Here is a 21,009-nt window from a genome sequence, read left to right on the forward strand (position 1 = left end):
TGCGCTATGAGAGCAATCGAGACGGGCAACAGTACACGTTACAGAATCTCGATGCTTCTCATAGCTTTTATATTAACTGAATAGGGCAAAGGATTGGTGATGGAATGGATGTAGCTGCAGTAAATGAAATTGCTACAAGCCAAGCAGTATGGGCGATAGCTTGTTTAATTATTGCGTTTGGAGCATTTCGCTATTTAATGAGCAAAAATGATAATCTAATGAACCGAGCAGAAGAACGCGAAAATAAATTAATGGAACACTTAGAACGGTCAAATGAATCACAAGAAAGGACAGCAATCGCACTCGAAGGAATGAACCGATCGCTGAATGTGCTGGAAGGTCGTGTGGATCGTATTGAAAAACACTCTCTTAAAAATAAAGATATTGAAAAGGGTGATGAATGATGGATTTAACAAACATTTTTATGATTGCAATGGTGATGATGGTTATCGTTTTAGCGGTATCTGAAGTACTGAAAAAGACATTTAAAATTAATACACAATACATGCCAATCACATCGATAGTGATTGGTATTTTTGTTGGCTTAGTTTGTTGGCCGTTATCAGAGTATCCAGCGTATATGATGTTGATGGCAGGATTTATTGCAGGGCTTACAGCTTCTGGTACGTTTGATTTATTAAAGGCAGCTAAAAAAGAGGGTGAGCAATAATGGTAACTATTCGTAAAAAGCTAGTAACTGATGCACAGGCAGCTAAAGTCACAAACGGTAAAGGCAATGTGAAAAGATATATTGTAATTCATGAGACGGACAATACACGTTCAGGAGCAGACGCTGATGCTCACGCTCGCTTACAAGCAAACGGAAATAGTCGAGCAGCAAGCTGGCATTGGTCAATAGATGATAAAGAAGCTGTGCAATCATTTGAACATACTTGGAAATGTTGGGCTGCAGGGACTGCAACAGGGAATAATCAAGGGATACATTTTGAAATTTGCGTCAATAGTGACGGGGACTACACAAAAGCCATCCGAAATGCGGCTGAACTTGTTGCAAAAATTATGAAAGATGAAGGTATCCCTATAACAAATGTGGTTCAGCACAATTATTTTAGCGGTAAAAATTGTCCTAGAAATGTACGTGAAGGAAGAATTAGTTGGAGTCAGTTTCTTGAAATGGTCACTTCGTGCGGAGTAGGGACACAACAATCAAAACTTGTTACAGACACTAATAAATACCGTGTTATGACAGGCACATATAGTACTTTACAGGCTGCTGAAAATGTATTAGATGTGTTAAAACATCGATTCGGTTGGGTTGCTTATATTGAACAAGATGGTAAGATATGGCGTGTAAAAACAGGAACATTTACAGGTGCTGTAGCTGCTCAAGATGGGACGAATAAAATAAAGACAGCTAAGCTTGCTAAAGTTGTGAACGTTGTGGTTGCATAATAGCAAAGCCCAGACTCAATTATTTTGGACCTGGGCATTTTTATTTTTCTCTATCTCTAATTGAATGGTACTACAGCAATAAACTCGTCAACATTCATACACATAAAGGATATCCATGATTGTCGGGCTGCACTTTTAATTAACTTTCTAACTAAAAACACATTTTAATTTCAGCTTAAATTTCCTTTGAAATAGTATATACTTGTATACAAATAAACTAAAAAATATTTAAGGTTCAGGAGGAACTACATTGAAAGGTAAATTTCAAGGCTTAACTCCATACAATGAGAATGATCTATCATGTATTTGGAAAGAGGCAATTTTTATAGTAGATACCAATGTACTGTTAAATTTTTATCGTTATTCTACTAAACGTAGTTATTCAACAATATATGATATATTAAAAAGTTTTAATGAACAAAACCGATTGTATGTTCCATACCAAGTTGCATTAGAATACTTTTTCAATTGTGATAATGTAATTGATTTACAAAAACAAGGTATTCATAATTTTTCATCGCAAATTAAAGAAAAAATAAATAACTTAACTTCAGAAATACAAGATATTTCAGATACATTTAAAAAAACCCATCCATATCTAATACTTAATAATTTTAATCCTATAATGGATGACATAGTTTCTATTCAAAATAAACTTGAGGAAATTAAAAATTACGAACTTAGGTCATTAAAGTCTACAGACGAAATTCAATTAAATTTATTAAATTTATTGAAAGAATCTACTGGCGAACCATATCCGAAGGAAAAGTTAGAAGAAATTGAAAAAACAGCAGAAGAAAGATATAAGAAAAAAATACCGCCAGGCTGGGAAGATGCACAGGGCAGTACTAAAAAAGAGAGTATTCGTACATTCGGAGAATACCAGTATAATCAGAAATATGGAGACTATATATTATGGTGTCATATTATTGACAGAGTAAGAAACTCAACGGAAAAAAAACCAATAATATTTATTACTGAAGATAGCAAATCAGACTGGTGGGTAAAAAAGAGAGATAAGATTATACGTCCTCAACCTCATCTGCTAAAAGAATTCTACGATCTTACAAATGAAGAAATACTAATTTATAGGATTGATACATTCATTCAAGATGCTATCATCTATAATAGAGTAAAGGTAGATCAAGAAACTTTTGAAGAGTTATCGAAAGAATTGAATAACATCCGTAAAGAAGCTATATTAAATGTTTTAAATGATAAACCAGCAGATTCTGGTTCTATATTTGAATATGAAAATTGGGACTTTATAAAAGAATCAACTCAATATTTAAACCCTGAACAAATAGAAGAATTAGAAAAAGTGAAGGCTAAAAACAAAATAATTAAAGATGGTAAAATTTTGAATACCATGGAGTATATATCCCCTGTTGTTCTTATTTCAGAAATGGCTCAAGGTAATGTGAAAAAAACAATTATGGATAACATTGATACTATATACTCATTTGATGTGAATTTAGCTAATAAGTTTACACAAAACCTTTTATTAATCCCTAATAAGGCAGGGTCTGGGCTATCAGATTACTTAAAACTTTTAAAAGAAACTGAAGGATACATAGAGTTAATTAAAAGTTCAATGAACGATGTTTGAGGTATTCCGGAAGTAGCAAAACAAATTGTAATAAAAGTAGATCGTGACATGAAATGGCTTGAATAAAGATTACGTTGAAATATTCAATATTTAGAATGAGCAGAGTCAGGTAATTAAAAATTTTATCGTATAAAGGATTAATTTTGGTCAGATACCTATTTTATAATACATCCTGTTGTTAAGTGAGAGATGGTTAATGAGATTTTTAGTGATGTAACCATAACTATAGCTAGGGAAGATGAAGTATTGACATACTCACAACAGGCATTAAAATCGCAAGTAGAAAAATTAATTTAAAATCATCAAAATAAATATCCAGGAACTCATTTAATCGGTGAGTATCTGTTTATTTATTCATTTATACTTCAATCGTTCTATTAGAACCTAATTAAATACTTCCCTCTTTCAGAATTTAAGTGAAAATATTTATTCAATTATTATGCATAGTACTAATAAAAAATTTGCCCACAAAGGGCTTTTATTTTTGCCCACAAAATGTCCACAAGAACTAATAAAACTATCTGTTATTAAGCGGTATAAAGTTGAAGAAATGCTGTTAAATCAATGTTTGTGGTGTGTAGAAATTCTTCAAATTTAATAGGGACAGAAACCGCACACGCGTCCACGACTGGGAACGCGATGAATATTTGACGATGTACTAACAAAGAAGTGTTGGGGCTGTAAGGCTCCGACACTTATTTGTTTTTTTCATAAATGCGTACATAATAAAAAAATTTTTACTGGCAATGCTGAAATCATATTATGATATTAGCAGTTGCATTGTACTAGTAAAATAAGGGAATATAGGAGGGATAAAAATTGAAGATTAAAAGAATGGATCATATAGGGATAATTGTCAATGACCTCTCTGCTGCTAAATCGTTTTTTCTCGATTTTGGACTTGAGGTGAAAGGGGAATGGGAAATGGCAGGGGAGTTGATGGGATATGCAGCTGGGCTTTCTGACGCAAAAGTAGCGTGTGTGGGATTGGGCATGCCGGACGGTCAGACTTGGATAGAACTAATAAAATTTTATTCGCCGTTAGCTGAAGGGGATTTTCAGCAACCCTGTGCTAATACTCTGGGAATCCGACATATCGCATTTGCTGTTGAAAATATTGAAGCGATTGTTGCCAAACTAAAAAAGAACGGTAAGGAAATCTTTAGTGAGATACAGCAATACGAAGAACGCTATAAGCTTTGCTACGTGCGAGGTCCAGAGGGCATTATTTTGGAGTTAGCTGAAGAAATCAAAAAGTAATGGTGGCTATATGACGCTACACGAAAGGAGGAATACTTGATGACGAATGCTGTAGTTACTAAAGCTAAGTGTATTTTAGAAGGAATTGAGGTAGATTTGGATATAACTAAAAATTGGAGCAATGATCATTTTGATAATTATTACCTGTATTTTTCGCATCCAGATATTGAAGTACAAAAGTATTCACTGTTAGTTTTTGCTGCAGGACTAGGCAATTGGTATTTAGGTTCTGCCCATATCTTTAGACCAATAAAAGAACTAAAAAAAGATCCAGACTTCAATAAAGATAAGGTGTATCATTTTGAGAAATACATTAAATCGTTTCTTGACAATAGAGTAGCTATTAAACGAGAGTTCCCACTTTTATACAATTGTTTGGTATGGTATTTACTTAGGTTAGATAATGAAAAGCGTTTTGAATATATTTTTAGAACAGTTGATAAGCAATTATTTATAACACTTAGAGAAGTGTTATTAGAATCAGGTGTTAATCCAAATGAGTTTCGAAATAACTATAATGACGTTTTAAGAGAAGTAGGAATAACACCCTTTTTTAGATGAAGTATAATGCTTAGATTAAGAGATACAGTAAAATAGAAATTTGAAAAAATTTTTTTAGATAAGCTTCGAAAAATTCAAAGGTACGAACAGACAGGGTCATAACCTGCTTTGTGCGTGTCTTTTTTTAATTCTACTGATAGGTTGGGTCATTACTGTAAAGAATAGCCACGGGAATTTTTTTGGAAAAAGTTGCACAAATTTAAATTTTGTATATAATGTGTATATAGTATATATACATTATGATGAATTTGGAATGCTAAGTGAATTATAGAGAGGAGATTAGATGATAGGAACTGATAAAGTATATAACAATCAACTTGGAAAACGATGGGTGCTTACCATTGGTGTATTTTTGATTGTTCAATTGATTTTTATCGCTATTGATGGCACTTTACTGGAGCCAAAAATCAACGATAGTGGCAACTTATTTGCCAGAATTGCAAGATGGATACTCGATTTGACGCTCTTTACTAAATGGATTGCTCCTTATTCTTTTCCATTTTTTAATTTGGTCACAACAGTTCATGTAATTGCCATTCTCATTCAAGCAGTACATGACATTATACAAAGAGGTTTTCAACATAGGAAGAAGAGGGATTAGCATGCAAATAATTATTTCCAATAGTTCAAAGGAGCCGATTTATGAACAAATTACAAATCAAATGAAATCGTCTATTTTAGCTGGGGAGCTACAGGAGGGTGCAGCCATACCTTCGATGCGCAAACTCGCACAGGATTTACAAATTAGTGTGATCACGACTAAACGTGCTTATGAGGAATTAGAGAAAGCAGGCTTTATCTATTCTATTGTTGGAAAGGGTTCTTTTGTCGCAGAGCAAAATCTTGAAGTAATTAGAGAGAAAAAACAGAAAGTCATTGAGGAGCAGTTGAGTGCCGTTATAACGAATAGTAAGGAAATTGGCCTGTCACTCGATGAATTGCATCAATTATTGGATATTTTATCTGAGGAGTGAGATGAGTGGAAAATGTAATTGAGTTAAAAAACGTAACTAAGCATTTTAAAGGTTTTTCAGTGAAAAATATTGATTTACAAGTAAAGCAAGGGTTTGTAACAGGATTTATAGGGGCAAATGGGGCTGGGAAATCGACAACGATAAAGATGATGATGAATTTATTAAAGGCAGATGCAGGGGAAGTGAAGGTTTTTGGGTTAGACTACAAGACCCATGAGAAGGCAATCAAGGAACGCATTGGGTTTGTATATGATGGCAATATATTTTTTGAAGGGCTCAACTTAAAAGATATCAAGCGTATTGTTGCACCGGCTTATAAAAATTGGGATGATACATTATTTTATCACTATGTGGAACAATTCGAACTACCGATGAATAAAGCAGTGAAAACTTTCTCAAAAGGAATGCAAATGAAGGCTTCGTTGGCGATAGCCTTATCACATCATGCCGAGCTAATACTCATGGATGAGCCAACAGCAGGTTTAGATCCAATTTTTAGACGGGAACTGTTGAATCTCTTACAAGAGTTAATGATTGATGGGAATCGTACTATTTTCTTTTCCACGCATATTACCACAGACTTAAATCGAATTGCAGATTATATAGCTTTTATACAAAAAGGACAATTAGTGTTTAATAAGTCCATTCATGATGTTACAGAAAACTATGCTATTGTAAAAGGAAGAGTGGATCTGCTGGATCGAGATACAGAACAAGCCTTTGTACACATTCATCGTGCAACTACAGGTTTTGAAGCATTAACGGATAATATTAGCGCAGTGAAAAATATTTTCGGGGAGTCCGTTATCATTGACCCAGCATCATTGGAAGATATTATGTATTACATGAAAGGGAGAGAAAGCTATGTTTAATTTAATCTGGCGCGATGTAATCATGCAAAAAAAGCTACTCTTAACGTTTATTCCTTTTATAGCATTCTTTATTTTTATGGATTCGCATCCTGCTCTTATCTTTTTAGTAGCTAGTATTTTTATTCCTTTTAATGCTTATGCTTACGATGAAAAAGCAGAAACAAATATACTATTAAATTCTTTACCATACACACGTAAAGAAATTATTGCTTCACGCTATCTTGGAGCACTAGTTTATATGATTTTATCCATTGCCGTGACAAGCTTAGCATTAATGGTCTTTAATAAAACGTTTTCACTAACGGATATCGCAATTTCTGTAGGGTTATTTATATTATTTGTTTCCCTTACTTTGCCAATGTTTTATATATTTAAACCAGGTTATATCACAATGGTTATTATGATTAGTTTCATCCTTTTAGCAGGTATAGGACCGTCTATTGTTATCTTTTTAGCTGAACATTTAACAGCCATAACGGATTTTATTATCCACTTATCCATTACAACAATTTATATAGCTGCAACAGTGGTGATTTTGCTAGTATTTTTACTTTCGTGGGGTATTACTACAGCAATTTACCAACGAAAAGCATTTTAATCGATGTCCTGCTTCGTTCACCGATTTCAGCACGGCAAATTATACAACATAAAGGGGAATTAGCTTTGTACTATTATGTAATTGATGCTTTTACAGAGATAAAGTTTGGCGGAAATCCGGCAGGCGTAGTGATTTATGAACATTTAAACGAAGAATTTATGCAAAAGTTTGCTGCGGAGGTTCGCTTTTCAGAAACAGCCTTTATTAAAAAAATAGACAATAATCATTTTGATATAAAATTTTTCACACCAACTTCCCAAGTAGCACTGTGTGGCCATGCTACAATAGCCTCCTTTAAAGCGCTATTGGACTGTCAAGCGATTGAAGATAACCATACTTACTATATGAAAACACTGGCGGGCACACTGGCTGTTGAAGTGAATCAATCATTTTTTATGATGGAGCAAGCTGAACCAAGACTCGGAAAAATCTTTGATGATTATGATAAGCTGTCTACTCTTTTTAATATGGATAAAGAGCAAATTGGCGATAACCATTTTAAACTAGTGCCTCAAGCTGTAAGCACTGGGCTTTGGGATATTATGCTTCCAATCAAAACAAAAGATGCATTATACGCGTTAAACCCTGATTTTAATGCCCTTACGCAATATGCCAAACGCCATAACATAGGAGGCGTTCATGCATTTACACTGGACACAGATAGTGGAATAGCAGAGAGTAGAAACTTTTGCCCGCTCTATGGGATTGATGAAGAAGCAGCAACAGGGACTTCCAATGGTGCATTAACGTATTATCTTCTTCATAATCGCGTGCTAACGAAATTTAATGAAGAATTCACGTTTTTGCAAGGCTATAGCATGGGCAGACCTTCTACCATTATCACTAAATTAATACATAATAATGATCCAAGAGTGATGGTGGGAGGAAATGCCATAATCTTGACAAAAGGCGAATTATACTAGACAACACTACTAAAAAACTCCTTGGGCAGGACAAATTCTTCACTTTATTAAAAGGGGAAATCTCGGTAGAAGTTTGCAAATTAGCATGGATTTTCAATAAGTCCCTGTCGTAGCAAAAAAGTGTTAGAATTGCCGGCAGTTATCCTAACACTTTTTCATCATTTTTAAATTGCGTTACATTTGTGGGGCATCCATACCAAAGTTTGCCCATTCCTCTTTTGAAGGGCCATAAATGCCTGGAACGTTTAAACCAGCCTGTCGCATAAGAACGCTCATTTGCCCGCGATGGTGACTTTGATGTTGCATTAAAAACAATAATAGTGATCCATTCGGTATTTCTTGGCCTAGAAATTGTATATATTCCGTCATTGTCTTGTCTTTCCATTGCGTTGTTAATGCATGGATAAATGCACTACTAGCTTGGTGATAACAGTCTGCTATATAATGAGCCGAGGTAGGGACGGGATAATCGACTGTTGGAGCTTCAAACGTTAAGTTTGTATTGGATGTAATAATATGAATAGCAGTTACAGTATGCCAAGCAATGCGTCCTAAAGTCCAATTATCTGATGTGATGGTTTGTGTAAGGGATTGGTCCGTCAGCGTGTTGAGGTATTTTTGTGTGGCACTCGCTTCAAATGCCCAAGATTGTATAAAATGGTCTACAGTTTGGAACATTAAAACCCTCCTAAAATATAGTTTTATTTCTATACATATCAATTTTATCCTCGATTGCATGAAATAACATTATGTTTTTATAAATAATTAAAAACCAGCTCGATTGATGATTTGAGCTGGTTTTTTGGTTACTGTTCTTGCATTATAGGAGAAGTTATTCTTTTGATGTGTCTTCTGTTTTATTGTGATCTTGCATATGTTCTTTGTGTGTAGATGGTGCTTCCGTATCATTGGGCTCTGTTTTATCTTTTGATGTACCACATCCAAATAATAGTCCTGTTGCTAGAATTGCTGTAAATGTACCGATAAATAATTTTTTCATTCATTCACCTCATAATGTTTATACTTTTATTCTTGCCCTATTTTTTTACTTCATACATCGTTGCTTTGCAAAAAGATTACCGAGATTCTATTGTGTATATTGATGGTTTGTCAGGAGAAATATTATTCAAAGTTTTAGAAACAGAAAATGGCTAAAAAAGCTATATTTTAAAGTGCGTTTTACAAAAAGAGGCATTTGACAACTAACAGTTTATAGCTATTTGAAATCCTTCTATGCTAAGAACATGACAAGCAAACTGTTAGAGCTAGTAATAATGTGAGAGATTAATTGATAATGAATATCCATAATTGTATAATTTAACGAAAATAAGAGGAGAAGTCGTTATTACTATACTGGGGGAATCAATATGCCTTGTAAAAGCTGCTTAGTTTTAGAGTTACAGTTTGACATACAGTTAAAGGGACAACAAAATCTATCACTGATGGAAAAGGTAGTCAATTATTTTAAAAGAAGAGGCTTGTTGATTTCGGTAAAGGATGATTTTTTTATTATTCAAGAGTCAGGCGTCAGGGAGTTGCTTGATTTTTGCCATGATTATATGGATTTAGCGCAAGTTTATTTTCGTTTTGACAATAGAACGTGGCAACCTATTACAGAAATCGAGCCGATTTTAGAGATGAAGTGGATTGATGAAGTAATCAGGAAGAAATCTGTTATTAGCTTCTCTCAACCGATTATCGATGCAAATGAAGAAATTTATGCTTATGAAATATTATCTAGGTTTCCAAGAGAGGATGGTTCTCTAATCTATCCTAATGAAATTTTTACTGCTGCGAGAAGTCGTGGACGGTTATATGCTCTAGATCGCATATGTAGAATGGCGGCAGTGCGCTATTCAGCAGTATTAAAGAAAAAGACATTTATAAACTTTATTCCCACGTCTATTTATTCCCCAGAGTTTTGTTTACAAACAACAGTACAATTAGCAAATCAATTAGGCATTGATCCGAATCAGTTTGTTTTTGAAGTAGTCGAATCAGACAAAGTCGATGACATTGAGCATTTAAAATCAATTCTCAATTACTATAAACAAAAGGGCTTTCAATATGCCTTGGATGATGTTGGGGAAGGGTACAACACGCTGGAAATGCTTGCAGACTTAAAGCCTCAATATATGAAATTGGACATCAAATATGTTCAAGGTGTTAGCGGAAATAGTGAAAAGCAAGCAGTAGCCAAGCAGTTTTTAGCGAAGGCCTTTGAAGTGAATGCGATTCCGTTAGCAGAAGGTATTGAGAGCAGAGCGGATTTTGAATGGTTAAAGGAAAATGGCTATCAGCTTTTTCAAGGTTACCTCTTTGGAAAACCGAGCATACATCCTCAACGGAAACTGTAAAAACATAAACAACAATATCTTGAATGAAGCTTATCTTGTACAAGCTTTTGTTCAAGGTATTTTTTTTGCATTTTTTAGCTTCTTTATTATTTGCAAATTTTTGTACAGCAGTTGTATACTTGTTGTAGAATTCTTGTATAATATAAAACTGGATTACTTATACAAGAACGTGACCATTTAAAACAACTTTGCAAATACTAGCTAACTTAAGGATATAGGGAGGTTTTATGATGAAAAAGAACAAAGAAATCATTATTGTCGGAGCTGGCCCGGGTGGGTTAGCATCAGCGATGTTGCTAACTGCAAAGGGTTTCAATGTAAAAGTATTTGAGAAAAAGAATTATATTGGTGGGAGAACGAGCGAAATACAGCTAGGCGAATACAAGTTTGATATGGGCCCTACATTTTTAAATATGCTATATATTGTAGAAGAGATTTTTGAACTTACTGGAAGAAATATTCATGATTACATAGAGCTAATTGACTTGAATCCTATGTATGAGCTGATTTTTAGTGATAAAAAAATTAAAATGACACGTGACAGAAACGAAATGATTCGCCAAATAAATGAGCTTTTCCCGGGAAATGAAGGAAGCTATGAGCGATATATGAAGGAAACAAATCGCAAATTAGAAAAATTAGCCCCTGTTTTACAAACGAGTATGAATCGCTTTACAGATTTACTTCAACCAAAGGTTTTAAAAGCATTAGGAGAGCTAGAAGTCGGTAAATCTTTAATTGATACATTATCGCGCTATTATAAACAAGAAGAATTACAGCTTGCGTTTACTTTCCAAGCGAAGTATCTTGGTATGTCTCCTTGGGAAAGTCCAGGTGCCTTTTCGATCCTCTCTTATATTGAGCATGCCTATGGCGTGTATCATGTTAAAGGTGGCTTGAACAAGTTAACACAAGCGATGGCTAAAGTTGTACGTGAAAATAATGGAGAAATTTTTACAGGCATTGGTGTATCAAAATTATGGTTAGAAGGACGTAAAGTAAGAGGTGTTATTTTAGAAAATGGTGAAAAAGTTGCGGCTGATGATGTCATTATTAACGGAGACTTTGCTCATGCCATGACGAATCTAGTAGAACCAGGTGTACTAAAAAAATATTCGAAGGAAAAGTTAGACAAGAAAAAATACTCTTGTTCAACATTTATGTTATATCTAGGTGTCAATAAAACATTTGATTTGCCACACCATACAATTTGGTTTGCTGAGGACTATCGTCAAAATGTGGAAGATATTACAAATGCCAAAATATTATCAGACGACCCTTCCATTTATATCCAAAATGCTGTGGTGACTGATCCAACAGTTGCACCACAAGGGAAATCAACGCTATATATTCTTGCACCTGTACCGAATAACTTTAGTAATATCGAATGGGAGAAATGTGAAAAAGACTATCGTGATATGTTAATAGGAATGCTTGAACAGAAACTTGGGATTGATAATCTTGCACAATATATTGAAGAAGAAAAAATGATTTCGCCAAGAGGTTGGGAAGAGGAAATTGATGTATATAAAGGGGCGACCTTTAATCTAGGACATCAGTTAACACAAATGCTAACATTCCGTCCTCATAATAAATTTGAAGAGTTGGATCATTGCTGGCTAGTAGGAGGAGGTACGCATCCAGGAAGTGGATTACCTATTATTTTAGAGTCGGCACGTATTACGGCAAATGGTATTTTAAGAAAAGAGAAGATGACGGAATTCGCTATAAAGCCATTACCAAAAGTAGAACTCTTTGACCCTAAAATGCCAAAAGGACATGGTAACGGAATCGATGCGGTACAAATTTAATGATAAATCTAGTAATCTAGCGTTTTCCTTTCATCGCACCGGAGTAATGTCTAAGGATTAAGTTCATAAGGTTAGTATGAATCTTTTTAAAAATACAAAAAGGTGGGGTAGCACAACTTTATGAGATGGCAACATCATATTTTTTATTTTTTTCTTATTTGGTATAGCTTCGGTGTGATTTTAGTAGGGTTTAATCTATTGCCAACATGGCTTGAATGGGCAAACAGTGTCTTTATTATCACAGCGGGTGTGCTTGGGGTTATTTATTTTTTTAGGGGATTTGGCGCAATTTATGGTGTGAGTATTAGTACACTCATTTTTATCACAACGTTTATTGTCGAATATTTAGGATCTACCCATTCCATTCTTTTTGGCTCTTATCATTATACGCAATATTTCGAACCTAATCTTTTTGGCGTGCCTATTGCAATCGGTTTCGCTTGGATTATGGTGATTGCCACTTCCCATGCGATAGTGCATATTGTTCGTCTACCAAATAGGTGGATTCGCTCTATTATTGCGAGTCTATTAGCGGTGGTGTTTGATTTAGTACTTGATCCTGTTTCCTTTAAAGTCAAAGAATATTGGGTATGGGAACAGGGCGGGTATTATTATGACATTCCATTTACCAATTTTCTTGGCTGGTTTTTAACTGCTTTGGTTTTACATATCGTCATAGGGCTCTTTGGCAACTTGCTAAACGTAGATAAGCAGTGGCAACAACGAATGGTCCTTTTATATAGCTTAATGATTTGTATGTTTGCATTTATCGCCCTGTTAAACAAACTCTATTTAGCAGCAATCATTCCAGTAATCGTTTTAGCTATCCTACTTGTAACTATGAAGCGAGATGAACATTATGTTTGAAGCAAAAAAAAGTAAAGTGGCTGCTTGGATGTTTCACCTCGTGCAACAAAGGTTATTAACTCGCTATTTTCATAAAATTTGGCTTGCTATAGAGGAGCCCTTGCCAAAAAATGCCCTTTTTATTGCGAATCATAGTAGCTGGTGGGATGGACTTATATTTTTTCAACTGGAAAAGCGACAGAAAGTACCGCCAATTTATATGATGACGCATGAAGATGGCATAAAACAAGTACCGATTTTTAAATGGATCGGTGCTTTTTCTGTCAATCCACATAGTGCAAAACATGTGATGCAATCGCTCCGTTATGCACAAATGTTATTAAATGAAGAAAAAAGTGTTGCCTTGTTTCCACAAGGGGCAGAGGTTCATTTAGAAGCACGCCCATTACAATTTCAAAAAGGGGCCGCTTTTTTAGCGGGAAAATCTCCTCGAATACCTGTTATTCCAGTCACGATATACTATACTTTTCGCCATATGATGAAGGGGGAAGTATGGATTTCTATCGGAGGTCCCATCGAGATAGAAGGAAAAAACAATGAAAATCTTACACAGCATTTTGAGGAAATCATGACAGCCCAATTGAATTCGTTGAAGCAAGATGTAGTTACAAATCACTACGAAAAATATATCAATATATTATGAGGTGTGAATTTGATTATTTTAATGAGCATCTTACTAGGTTTTTGCATATGGACGATTATAAATCTTACTTTCTTACCTAACTTAAAAAGTGACTTCACCTTGCATGAATATCCCTTGATTTCAGTCTTAGTGCCGATGAGAAATGAAGCAAGAAATGTGCAAAAATGTATTGCCATGCTGAAAAATATTCGCTATGAAAATATAGAAATAATAATTTATGAAGATCAATCGACTGATAGCACATATTCATTATTACTTCAAGAAATTGGGGATGATACTAGATTTCAAGTTATTCGTGGCGAACCATTAAAGGAAGGCTGGATTGGAAAAGTACACGCCTGTTATCAGCTCCGTCAACATGCACATGGTCGTTTCTTAGCTTTTATCGATGCAGATGTGACACTTCATCAACATACGCTTACTTATGCAATAGCAAGAGCTAAACAATACAATGCGTCACTAGTTACAGGGTTTCCAAAATTCTATTATACAAATTGGCTTGATAAAATGCTTATTCCAATGATGCATTTTATTGTCTATTTCCATTTACCAATTGCTCTTGCAAACTATACCAAAATTCAGGCTACCACAGCTGCAAATGGAGCATTTATGTTTTTTGAAACGGCAAGTTATGACCATGTAGGCGGACATGCGGCAGTAAAAAGCTCTTTAGTAGAAGATATACATATTGCACAAAGGCTGAAACGGCATGGCTATCGTGTATTACTGACCAATGTTACGGATTGTGTGCATTGTCATATGTATGAAACGAGTAAAGAGACGTGGGAAGGTTTTTCTAAAAATATTTTTGTAGGAATTGGTCGATCGATCCCAATGGCAATGGGCTTAACATTATTTTATTCGCTATTGTATATCGTGCCATTGATCTTTGGTGTGTATGGTGTGACGACATGGCAACCACTTTTCATACTTCCTTTTATTATCACAGTTATACACAAAATGATTTGTGATATAGCAAGTAAAACACCAATCGTTTATAGTTTGGGTATTTCGGGGTCTGTTGTGGCGTTGTTATGTATTTTATGGCGTTCAGTTGTGTTATCGAAAACAGGGGGAGCTTATACTTGGAAAGGCAGGTCTTATAAATGAAGGTTAGTATTATTGGTGGTGGGTTAGGCGGGCTTGCCTGTGCCATTTCACTTGCACATAAAGGATATGATGTGCATTTATTTGAGAAAAATAGTACGTTGGGCGGTAAAATGCGACCAATTACGTTAGGTGACTACTATTTTGATTTTGGACCGAATACGATAACGATGCCCTATGTCTTTAATCAAGTAATTGAACAAACAGGTGTTGATGCAGCCCCTTATTTTCGCTTTGTGGAGGTACAACCACATATGAAAAATGTAGGAGTAAATGGCGAAACATTTTATTTGTCAAATAATCGAGCGTTTATGATTCGTCAGTTACAGCATTTAGATCCACATGGGGCAAAAAATTATCCAGCCTTTATTACAGAAATATCTCGACTATACTTTTTAGCAAGACAGCATTTTTTAAATAAAGCTTTTCTATCAAAAAAGGATTTTATATCTCCGAAACTAGCCAACGCGCTTATAGCAGTTCGACCCTTTGAAACATTGGAAAAGTTTTTGCAACGTTATTTTACGAATCCTTTTGTTTTGCAATGTTTTATGCGCTATGCAACGTATATTGGGTCGTCTCCGTATAAGACACCTGCCACATTTGCGATGATTGCTTATTTAGAACTTGTGGAAGGCGTTTATTATGTACCGGGTGGGACAGCTTCAATTGCCAAAGGTTTTGAAAGGCGTGCACGCGAGCTTGGGGTGAAAATTTATACGAACAGTGAAGTAACAAATATTGATATAGACAATGGTGTAGCAAAAAGTATTGAACTCAAACAGGGTGAGAAAATTTTTAGTGACTTATTGGTAGTCAATGCAGATATTTTACAGGCAATGCCAACGTTAATGGACAGTAGCTTACACGCAAAGAAGAAGCAGATTACTCCATCGTCCTCGGTTTTCGTTATTCTAGCAGGCTTAAATAAAAAGATAGCATCTTTGAAACATCATAATGTCTTTTTCTCACCAAACTATTTTAACGAGTTTGAGCAACTATTTGAGCAAAAGGTTTATGTAGACGAGCCGACAATTTACATTTGCAATTCATCTAAAACAGATGTGACTCGTTCTCCTAAAGGCGATAATTTGCTTATTTTAGTGAATGCACCCGCTGGGCAAACACCACCTGACCAATATGATGAAAAAATAATGAAACAACTTGAGCGATATAGCATTTATATAAAAGACGCCATTGTACAAAAGCAAATTATTACGCCACAAACGATTGCACAAGATTTCAATAGCTATCAAGGTGCTTTATATGGGTATGCATCCAATAGTTTTCGCAGTGCTTTTTTTCGTCATCCCAATAAGAGTTCGATTGCATCAAACTTATACTTTGTAGGTGGCAGTACGCATCCAGGAGGGGGATCACCTCTTGTGACATTAGGTGGTATGCATGTAGCCGATGCAATTGTCAATCAACATTAGCGACAGTGATTGAAAGGACATTCGCAGTTTTTATAGAATTGTTATAAGTGGGGTAGTAGAGAAGGGAGAGATCATATGGGGCAAGTTAAAATATATGGTATGAAAGATAGCTTAAATCCTATTAAGGCAACATTATCGACGATTATTCATGCATGTATGATGGAGGCACTTGCATTGCCTTCAGATAAGAAATTTCATCGTATTTTTCCGATGGATAAAGAAGATTTTTTCTTTCCAAGTGATAGAAGTGATGCCTATACCATTATTGAAATAAGCATGTTTGAAGGTCGAACAGTGGAAACGAAAAAGCAATTATTTACATTGCTATTTGACAAGATTCATAGTGAACTGCGTATAGCGCCTCAAGATATCGAAATTACGATTTTTGAAACGCCAAAGCATAATTGGGGAATAAGGGGACTGCCTGGAGATGAGTTAACATTAACTTATAACGTAAATATATGAGTTTTTGTATAGGTAGATTGAAATGACAGACCCTTGTAACAAACGGTTATCGAAATTTACTTAGGCAAGTACTAAACAAAAAGGGTTGAACAACGTGATAAGAAAAGGCTACTTCATAGACAAAGAAAACAATCAGATGTTTCACGATGAAGTATGCGTATCAAGTGAAATTTACGCTAATAATGTTACGTTACGGGAACTTGAACAAATGATTTTTAGTGGCGAATTAGAAGAAATTTTTATCTGTCACTATCAAACGGAACGAATAAGTAAGTTAGAGCGTTTAGTAATGCATGATGTTAAGTCTGAATGGCGTACAAAGTATAAAAATAATATTAGCCTAGATGATGAAGCTTGCTTAAATGATTTTCCTAATGCTATTGCTTTTTTGTAGAGCTTTGGAAAAGCGCTAAAGGTACTACTATTTTAGTGTTATTTCAATGTCATTAAAAATCAACCATTAGTAAAAATATTTTAGTAGCGGAGGAGAAAAGCTTCTTCCTAAGTGGATAACAGCAAAAAAAGTGTTAGATTGATTGTGGTCAATCTAACACTTTTGCATTTTCTAGCTATTTTTTATTTGTTTATTTCTATAATTTAATTGTCCAACCGAATGAATCTTCAAGCGTGCCATTTTGGATGCCTGTTAATGTATCGTAAAGCATTTGTGAAATTTCACCAATTTCACCGTTGTTAATTAGAATTTTTTCGTCGCGCCATTTCAACTCTCCGACAGGTGAAATAACCGCTGCCGTGCCCGTACCAAATGCTTCTTCCAAAGTGCCGTTATGATAGGCTTCAACCACTTCATCAATTGAAATACGACGTTCTTCGACTGGGATGTTTTTTGCTTTTAATACGTGCAGCATCGAGTCACGCGTAATACCTGGTAAGATGCTTCCGTTTAATGCTGGCGTAATTACAGTACCATTTATTTTGAAGAAAATATTCATGCTTCCTACTTCTTCAATGTAACGGTGTTCCTTGCCGTCAAGCCATAATGTTTGAGAGTAGCCTTCCTTATGCGCAATTTCTTGTCCTTTCAGGGCACTTGCATAGTTACCAGCGGTTTTTGCTTCGCCAGTTCCCCCCACGACAGCCCGTACAAAGTGCTGTTCCACCATGATTTTGACTGGATTAATGCCTTCTTTGTAGTAAGAACCCGATGGCGACATAATGATAATAAATTGATAACTATTCGAAGGGTGTACGCCCAAGTGAGGCTCAGTTGCAATAATAAATGGACGGATATAAAGAGATGTTCCTGGTGCAGTTGGAACCCATTCGCGATCCAATGTTACTAATTGCTTTAACGCCTCTAATGCAAGTTCTTCATCAATTGCTGGAATGACGATACGCTCATTTGAATGATTTAAGCGGTTGAAATTACGGTCTGGGCGGAATAATAGAACTCCGTTATCTACTGTTGCATAAGCTTTTAAGCCTTCAAATACAGCTTGTCCATAATGGAAGACCATTGCTGATGGATCGATAGAAAGCGGCTGATACGGGATAATGCGTGGATCATGCCATCCCATTCCTTCTGTATAATCGACTATAAACATGTGATCTGTAAAAAATTGTCCGAACCCTAATTGGTCTACTGCAGGTTTTTCTTTTGGGTTTGTTGTTAATTCTTTTTTAATTTCTAACATCGTCATATCCTCCGCGTCTTATGTCATTAGGTGATTTATCTATAATACTTAATAATACTGTTTATTTTAAATTAATGAAATACTAAGAATCTACTAATAATTAATAAAATTGCTGAAATATTTATTTAATTCAACAAATTCCAACATTACATAGATAAAGAAATGTTTTTTCAGGTGAGCAACACGTACTTTAGTTGTGACGTCCGATAGGCATGATTAGAATCTTCAGCTTTCACATGCTAACTATGTATGTAATTAGCACGTCGAAACGATTATGATTGAAGTAAAGGTTTGGAAATTAAAGTGGGGGGTACCTGTCCAAAGATAGCATAAAAAGACAGGATGATATTAATTGAATACGATAATCTTGAAGTAAGGAGTGAGGGCATTTGAGTTGGATTGAGTCGATTCAAAAGGCAATAAATTATATAGAAGAGCATTTACATGAAAGCATTACGATGGAACAAATAGCACAAGAAGTAAATGCCTCTGTTTTTCATTTTCAACGGACATTTTCTATTTTAACAGATATGTCTATCGCAGATTATATTAGACGAAGAAGATTAACGTTGGCTGCCCAAGAGTTAATCAATACGGATAGTAAAGTAATCGACATCGCCTACAAATATGGCTACGACTCTCCTGAAGCATTTACCAAAGCGTTTCGTAAGCAGCATAATGTAACGCCAAGTGAAGTACGTAAACAGCAAGGACCATTACAATCATACAATCGCCTGATTATCCAGGTGACTTTGAAGGGAGCAGAACCAATGAAATATAACATTGTAGAGAAAGAAAAGTTTCAAGTTGTGGGTGTCAAAAGAACGTATAATTGCCAAACAGGTGAGAATTTACAAGGCATACCTCAATTTTGGAATGAACTAAATGGGCAAGGTATGGACGAGCAATTATTTACTTTAAACAACGGGCAAATCAAAGGGGTACTGGGTGTGTGTGTACCAGATGAAAACTATAAGGATAATCATTTAATAGACTATTGGATTGCAACGGATCACGTAGGGGAAGTACCTGAAAATATGTTAGCAATGGAAGTACCAGCATCGAAATGGGTTGTCTTTGAAGTGCGAGGCCCGATGCCAGATGCAATGCAAAATGCTTGGAAGAAAATTTTCTCGGAATGGTTCCCATCCAATCCATATGAACCTGCTGGAACAGCTGAATTAGAGGTTTATACGGATGAAGACCCTACAAGTGAAAATTTATATTCGGAAATTTGGATACCGATTAAGTAGTAAAGCGGTGTCAGGCACGCAAACAATTCTCAAACAATTTGTATTTTAATACTAATGTTAATGGTGAAGTTAAAAACGGTACTATATCGAAACGACCTTCGAGTCTATTCAAGATTTTCGTTACTTGTTGAACAGTGAGCGGGTCAAAGATATACGAGCTTTTTAAACATTCCACTGGACAAGCTTAAGCAATTGGAGCCTGCACGTAAGGCACCAATACAAAGCCGTGAATACTTCGCCTTAAGTGATGAGGAGAAAGTTAGACCTCAAAGGCTTCGCTTCCGCTTTAGTGCAAAATATGAAGCTCACAGAAGCTCATACACGTCATACTGCGAAGTTTGCTCTCGTTACACCCTCGGTTACTCGAAAGACTACGCTACGGAGCTTGTATTACGTATTTTGGATAATACCGAGGATCACAATATTGCATTGAATTGGAGCAAATGGAAGGAAGAAACGGAGCGAGTTATTGGCATTACCCAAGTGAGTTCATAAACATGATGTAACGATTCTACTCGCTCCAGGAGATACGAAAGCAAGTGAGTAAGCATGAATATTACAGCTATTGGAGAGTAGGCTAAAGCTCTCCTTTGGCTCGTTTTCCGCTTAACTTATAACCACTTAATAATCAGTTATATCAGTACAGATAAACAGAAAAAATATAAAGTATGATGTAAAGGCTCTATCAGTTATAGCAAATAATTATGATATTAAGTACTCAATCAAAATATTCTAACAATAGTAGTACAATCCAAGGCCATGGTTTGTGCTACTATTTTTTTATAGTAGAAGTGAAGGAAAGCCGACCAGCCTCTGGGATCATTCAAGAATCCCCATTATAAACCGGCTAACTTCACATCCTTATTAGAAGCAGTTTAGTATGTTGGGTCTAAGAGATCGTGTATAAGAAAATGGAGTCGATAAGGTCAGGTGGAGACTTCTATGATTGGCTTTGAAGGAGAAAATTTGTATGAAACATGTCATCGCACTTGGTATTAGTAGGTAGTAAAGGGAAAAGTACAATTGCCATTTATGCCGACTATAAACATTGTGAATTTAAGGTGAGTTATATCATACGCTTGTTGATTTTGAGAAGCTACACAAACGCATCGAAGAGATAACTATACTTGACGGACAAACGCTAGAAATTGTGTTTGAAGCCACAGGTGTTTATTCAAAATGTGTAGATAAATTTCTACGCGATT

Annotated in this window: 23 protein-coding genes; 20 read left to right on the forward strand and 3 right to left on the reverse strand. The window is 35.4% G+C overall.

Annotated elements, in window-relative coordinates; genetic code table 11:
• Positions 1-104: 104 nt before the first annotated feature.
• The 11 genes from MKY08_RS06170 to MKY08_RS06220 all read left to right on the forward strand — a co-directional run bounded on the left by MKY08_RS06170 (position 105) and on the right by MKY08_RS06220 (position 8,210).
• Complete coding sequence (locus MKY08_RS06170) at positions 105-404, forward strand: hypothetical protein (protein ID WP_069512108.1); 300 nt, start codon at positions 105-107, stop codon at positions 402-404.
• Positions 404-670 carry a holin gene (locus MKY08_RS06175; RefSeq protein ID WP_069512106.1) on the forward strand — a complete coding sequence of 89 codons (267 nt, stop codon included), beginning with the start codon at positions 404-406 and terminating at the stop codon, positions 668-670. The genes MKY08_RS06170 and MKY08_RS06175 overlap by 1 nt, the downstream gene beginning before the upstream one ends.
• Positions 670-1,413 carry an N-acetylmuramoyl-L-alanine amidase gene (locus MKY08_RS06180; protein ID WP_069512104.1) on the forward strand — a complete coding sequence of 248 codons (744 nt, stop codon included), beginning with the start codon at positions 670-672 and terminating at the stop codon, positions 1,411-1,413. Before MKY08_RS06175 ends, MKY08_RS06180 begins: the two co-directional genes overlap by 1 nt.
• 250 nt (positions 1,414-1,663) lie before the next feature.
• Entirely contained in the window at positions 1,664-3,022 is a 1,359-nt protein-coding gene (locus MKY08_RS06185) for a PIN-like domain-containing protein (protein ID WP_069512102.1), read from the forward strand.
• 819 nt (positions 3,023-3,841) lie between these two features.
• On the forward strand, positions 3,842-4,282 hold the full coding sequence (locus MKY08_RS06190; RefSeq protein ID WP_069512100.1) for a VOC family protein: 441 nt from the start codon (positions 3,842-3,844) through the stop codon (positions 4,280-4,282).
• Between the two features lie 39 nt (positions 4,283-4,321).
• On the forward strand, positions 4,322-4,843 hold the full coding sequence (locus MKY08_RS06195) for a hypothetical protein (RefSeq protein ID WP_069512098.1): 522 nt from the start codon (positions 4,322-4,324) through the stop codon (positions 4,841-4,843).
• Between the two features lie 283 nt (positions 4,844-5,126).
• On the forward strand, positions 5,127-5,444 hold the full coding sequence (locus MKY08_RS06200; RefSeq protein WP_069512096.1) for a YfzA family protein: 318 nt from the start codon (positions 5,127-5,129) through the stop codon (positions 5,442-5,444).
• Between the two features lies 1 nt (position 5,445).
• Positions 5,446-5,817, forward strand: a complete 372-nt coding sequence (locus MKY08_RS06205; RefSeq protein ID WP_024361465.1) for a GntR family transcriptional regulator — start codon at positions 5,446-5,448, stop codon at positions 5,815-5,817.
• Positions 5,818-5,822: 5 nt separating this feature from the next.
• Positions 5,823-6,689, forward strand: a complete 867-nt coding sequence (locus MKY08_RS06210) for an ABC transporter ATP-binding protein (RefSeq protein WP_069512094.1) — start codon at positions 5,823-5,825, stop codon at positions 6,687-6,689.
• Positions 6,682-7,287, forward strand: a complete 606-nt coding sequence (locus tag MKY08_RS06215; protein ID WP_025218928.1) for an ABC-2 transporter permease — start codon at positions 6,682-6,684, stop codon at positions 7,285-7,287. Before MKY08_RS06210 ends, MKY08_RS06215 begins: the two co-directional genes overlap by 8 nt.
• 65 nt (positions 7,288-7,352) lie before the next feature.
• Entirely contained in the window at positions 7,353-8,210 is an 858-nt protein-coding gene (locus MKY08_RS06220; protein ID WP_069512092.1) for a PhzF family phenazine biosynthesis protein, read from the forward strand.
• A 174-nt stretch (positions 8,211-8,384) separates the two neighbouring features.
• Here the strand turns inward: MKY08_RS06220 and MKY08_RS06225 are convergent, their stop codons facing one another.
• Both MKY08_RS06225 and MKY08_RS06230 read right to left on the reverse strand, forming a co-directional pair.
• The gene (locus MKY08_RS06225) at positions 8,385-8,888 is read right to left on the reverse strand and encodes a DinB family protein (protein ID WP_069512089.1); all 504 of its coding nucleotides are present in this window, start codon (positions 8,886-8,888) and stop codon (positions 8,385-8,387) included.
• A gap of 154 nt (positions 8,889-9,042) precedes the next feature.
• Complete coding sequence (locus MKY08_RS06230) at positions 9,043-9,210, reverse strand: hypothetical protein (RefSeq protein ID WP_176723190.1); 168 nt, start codon at positions 9,208-9,210, stop codon at positions 9,043-9,045.
• Between the two features lie 367 nt (positions 9,211-9,577).
• Here MKY08_RS06230 and MKY08_RS06235 point away from each other — a divergent pair, with 367 nt between their 5' ends.
• From MKY08_RS06235 to MKY08_RS06270, 8 genes are all read left to right on the forward strand, one after another.
• Positions 9,578-10,567: an EAL domain-containing protein gene (locus MKY08_RS06235; RefSeq protein WP_069512087.1), complete on the forward strand. Its 990-nt coding sequence runs from the start codon at positions 9,578-9,580 to the stop codon at positions 10,565-10,567.
• A 230-nt stretch (positions 10,568-10,797) separates the two neighbouring features.
• Positions 10,798-12,378 (forward strand): phytoene desaturase family protein, encoded by a 1,581-nt coding sequence (crtI, locus tag MKY08_RS06240; protein ID WP_069512084.1) that lies wholly within the window; start codon positions 10,798-10,800, stop codon positions 12,376-12,378.
• A 120-nt stretch (positions 12,379-12,498) separates the two neighbouring features.
• Positions 12,499-13,245, forward strand: a complete 747-nt coding sequence (locus tag MKY08_RS06245; RefSeq protein WP_069512081.1) for a carotenoid biosynthesis protein — start codon at positions 12,499-12,501, stop codon at positions 13,243-13,245.
• The gene (locus MKY08_RS06250) at positions 13,238-13,888 is read left to right on the forward strand and encodes a lysophospholipid acyltransferase family protein (RefSeq protein ID WP_069512154.1); all 651 of its coding nucleotides are present in this window, start codon (positions 13,238-13,240) and stop codon (positions 13,886-13,888) included. Before MKY08_RS06245 ends, MKY08_RS06250 begins: the two co-directional genes overlap by 8 nt.
• Positions 13,889-13,909: 21 nt before the next feature.
• Positions 13,910-14,998, forward strand: coding sequence for a glycosyltransferase (locus MKY08_RS06255; RefSeq protein ID WP_081327958.1), 1,089 nt, complete (start codon positions 13,910-13,912; stop codon positions 14,996-14,998).
• Positions 14,995-16,431, forward strand: coding sequence for a phytoene desaturase family protein (crtI, locus tag MKY08_RS06260; RefSeq protein ID WP_069512076.1), 1,437 nt, complete (start codon positions 14,995-14,997; stop codon positions 16,429-16,431). The genes MKY08_RS06255 and crtI (MKY08_RS06260) overlap by 4 nt, the downstream gene beginning before the upstream one ends.
• 75 nt (positions 16,432-16,506) lie before the next feature.
• The gene (locus MKY08_RS06265; RefSeq protein WP_069512074.1) at positions 16,507-16,896 is read left to right on the forward strand and encodes a tautomerase family protein; all 390 of its coding nucleotides are present in this window, start codon (positions 16,507-16,509) and stop codon (positions 16,894-16,896) included.
• 136 nt (positions 16,897-17,032) lie between these two features.
• On the forward strand, positions 17,033-17,290 hold the full coding sequence (locus tag MKY08_RS06270; RefSeq protein ID WP_342534824.1) for a hypothetical protein: 258 nt from the start codon (positions 17,033-17,035) through the stop codon (positions 17,288-17,290).
• Between the two features lie 196 nt (positions 17,291-17,486).
• Here MKY08_RS06270 and MKY08_RS06275 read toward each other — a convergent pair whose 3' ends face one another.
• Positions 17,487-18,557, reverse strand: coding sequence for a branched-chain amino acid aminotransferase (locus tag MKY08_RS06275; protein ID WP_069512073.1), 1,071 nt, complete (start codon positions 18,555-18,557; stop codon positions 17,487-17,489).
• A 383-nt stretch (positions 18,558-18,940) separates the two neighbouring features.
• On the opposite strand from MKY08_RS06275, the gene MKY08_RS06280 reads away from it, so the two are divergent.
• On the forward strand, positions 18,941-19,804 hold the full coding sequence (locus tag MKY08_RS06280) for an AraC family transcriptional regulator (protein WP_069512070.1): 864 nt from the start codon (positions 18,941-18,943) through the stop codon (positions 19,802-19,804).
• Positions 19,805-21,009: the final 1,205 nt, after the last annotated feature.

Source organism: Lysinibacillus sp. FSL M8-0337, assembly GCF_038593855.1.
GTDB classification, from domain to species: Bacteria; Bacillota; Bacilli; order Bacillales_A; family Planococcaceae; genus Lysinibacillus; species Lysinibacillus sphaericus_D.

Excerpts from the sequence above, each read along its gene's own strand:
- MKY08_RS06170 (WP_069512108.1), top strand. The coding sequence starts at position 105 with ATGGATGTAGCTGCAGTAAATGAAATTGCTACAAGCCAAGCAGTATGG.
- MKY08_RS06175 (WP_069512106.1), top strand. The coding sequence starts at position 404 with ATGGATTTAACAAACATTTTTATGATTGCAATGGTGATGATGGTTATC.
- MKY08_RS06180 (WP_069512104.1), top strand. The coding sequence starts at position 670 with ATGGTAACTATTCGTAAAAAGCTAGTAACTGATGCACAGGCAGCTAAA.
- MKY08_RS06195 (WP_069512098.1), top strand. The coding sequence starts at position 4,322 with ATGACGAATGCTGTAGTTACTAAAGCTAAGTGTATTTTAGAAGGAATT.
- MKY08_RS06200 (WP_069512096.1), top strand. The coding sequence starts at position 5,127 with ATGATAGGAACTGATAAAGTATATAACAATCAACTTGGAAAACGATGG.
- MKY08_RS06205 (WP_024361465.1), top strand. The coding sequence starts at position 5,446 with ATGCAAATAATTATTTCCAATAGTTCAAAGGAGCCGATTTATGAACAA.
- MKY08_RS06215 (WP_025218928.1), top strand. The coding sequence starts at position 6,682 with ATGTTTAATTTAATCTGGCGCGATGTAATCATGCAAAAAAAGCTACTC.
- MKY08_RS06225 (WP_069512089.1), bottom strand. The coding sequence starts at position 8,888 with ATGTTCCAAACTGTAGACCATTTTATACAATCTTGGGCATTTGAAGCG.
- MKY08_RS06230 (WP_176723190.1), bottom strand. The coding sequence starts at position 9,210 with ATGAAAAAATTATTTATCGGTACATTTACAGCAATTCTAGCAACAGGA.
- MKY08_RS06235 (WP_069512087.1), top strand. The coding sequence starts at position 9,578 with ATGCCTTGTAAAAGCTGCTTAGTTTTAGAGTTACAGTTTGACATACAG.
- crtI (WP_069512084.1), top strand. The coding sequence starts at position 10,798 with ATGAAAAAGAACAAAGAAATCATTATTGTCGGAGCTGGCCCGGGTGGG.
- MKY08_RS06245 (WP_069512081.1), top strand. The coding sequence starts at position 12,499 with ATGAGATGGCAACATCATATTTTTTATTTTTTTCTTATTTGGTATAGC.
- MKY08_RS06250 (WP_069512154.1), top strand. The coding sequence starts at position 13,238 with ATGTTTGAAGCAAAAAAAAGTAAAGTGGCTGCTTGGATGTTTCACCTC.
- MKY08_RS06255 (WP_081327958.1), top strand. The coding sequence starts at position 13,910 with ATGAGCATCTTACTAGGTTTTTGCATATGGACGATTATAAATCTTACT.
- crtI (WP_069512076.1), top strand. The coding sequence starts at position 14,995 with ATGAAGGTTAGTATTATTGGTGGTGGGTTAGGCGGGCTTGCCTGTGCC.
- MKY08_RS06265 (WP_069512074.1), top strand. The coding sequence starts at position 16,507 with ATGGGGCAAGTTAAAATATATGGTATGAAAGATAGCTTAAATCCTATT.
- MKY08_RS06270 (WP_342534824.1), top strand. The coding sequence starts at position 17,033 with ATGTTTCACGATGAAGTATGCGTATCAAGTGAAATTTACGCTAATAAT.
- MKY08_RS06275 (WP_069512073.1), bottom strand. The coding sequence starts at position 18,557 with ATGACGATGTTAGAAATTAAAAAAGAATTAACAACAAACCCAAAAGAA.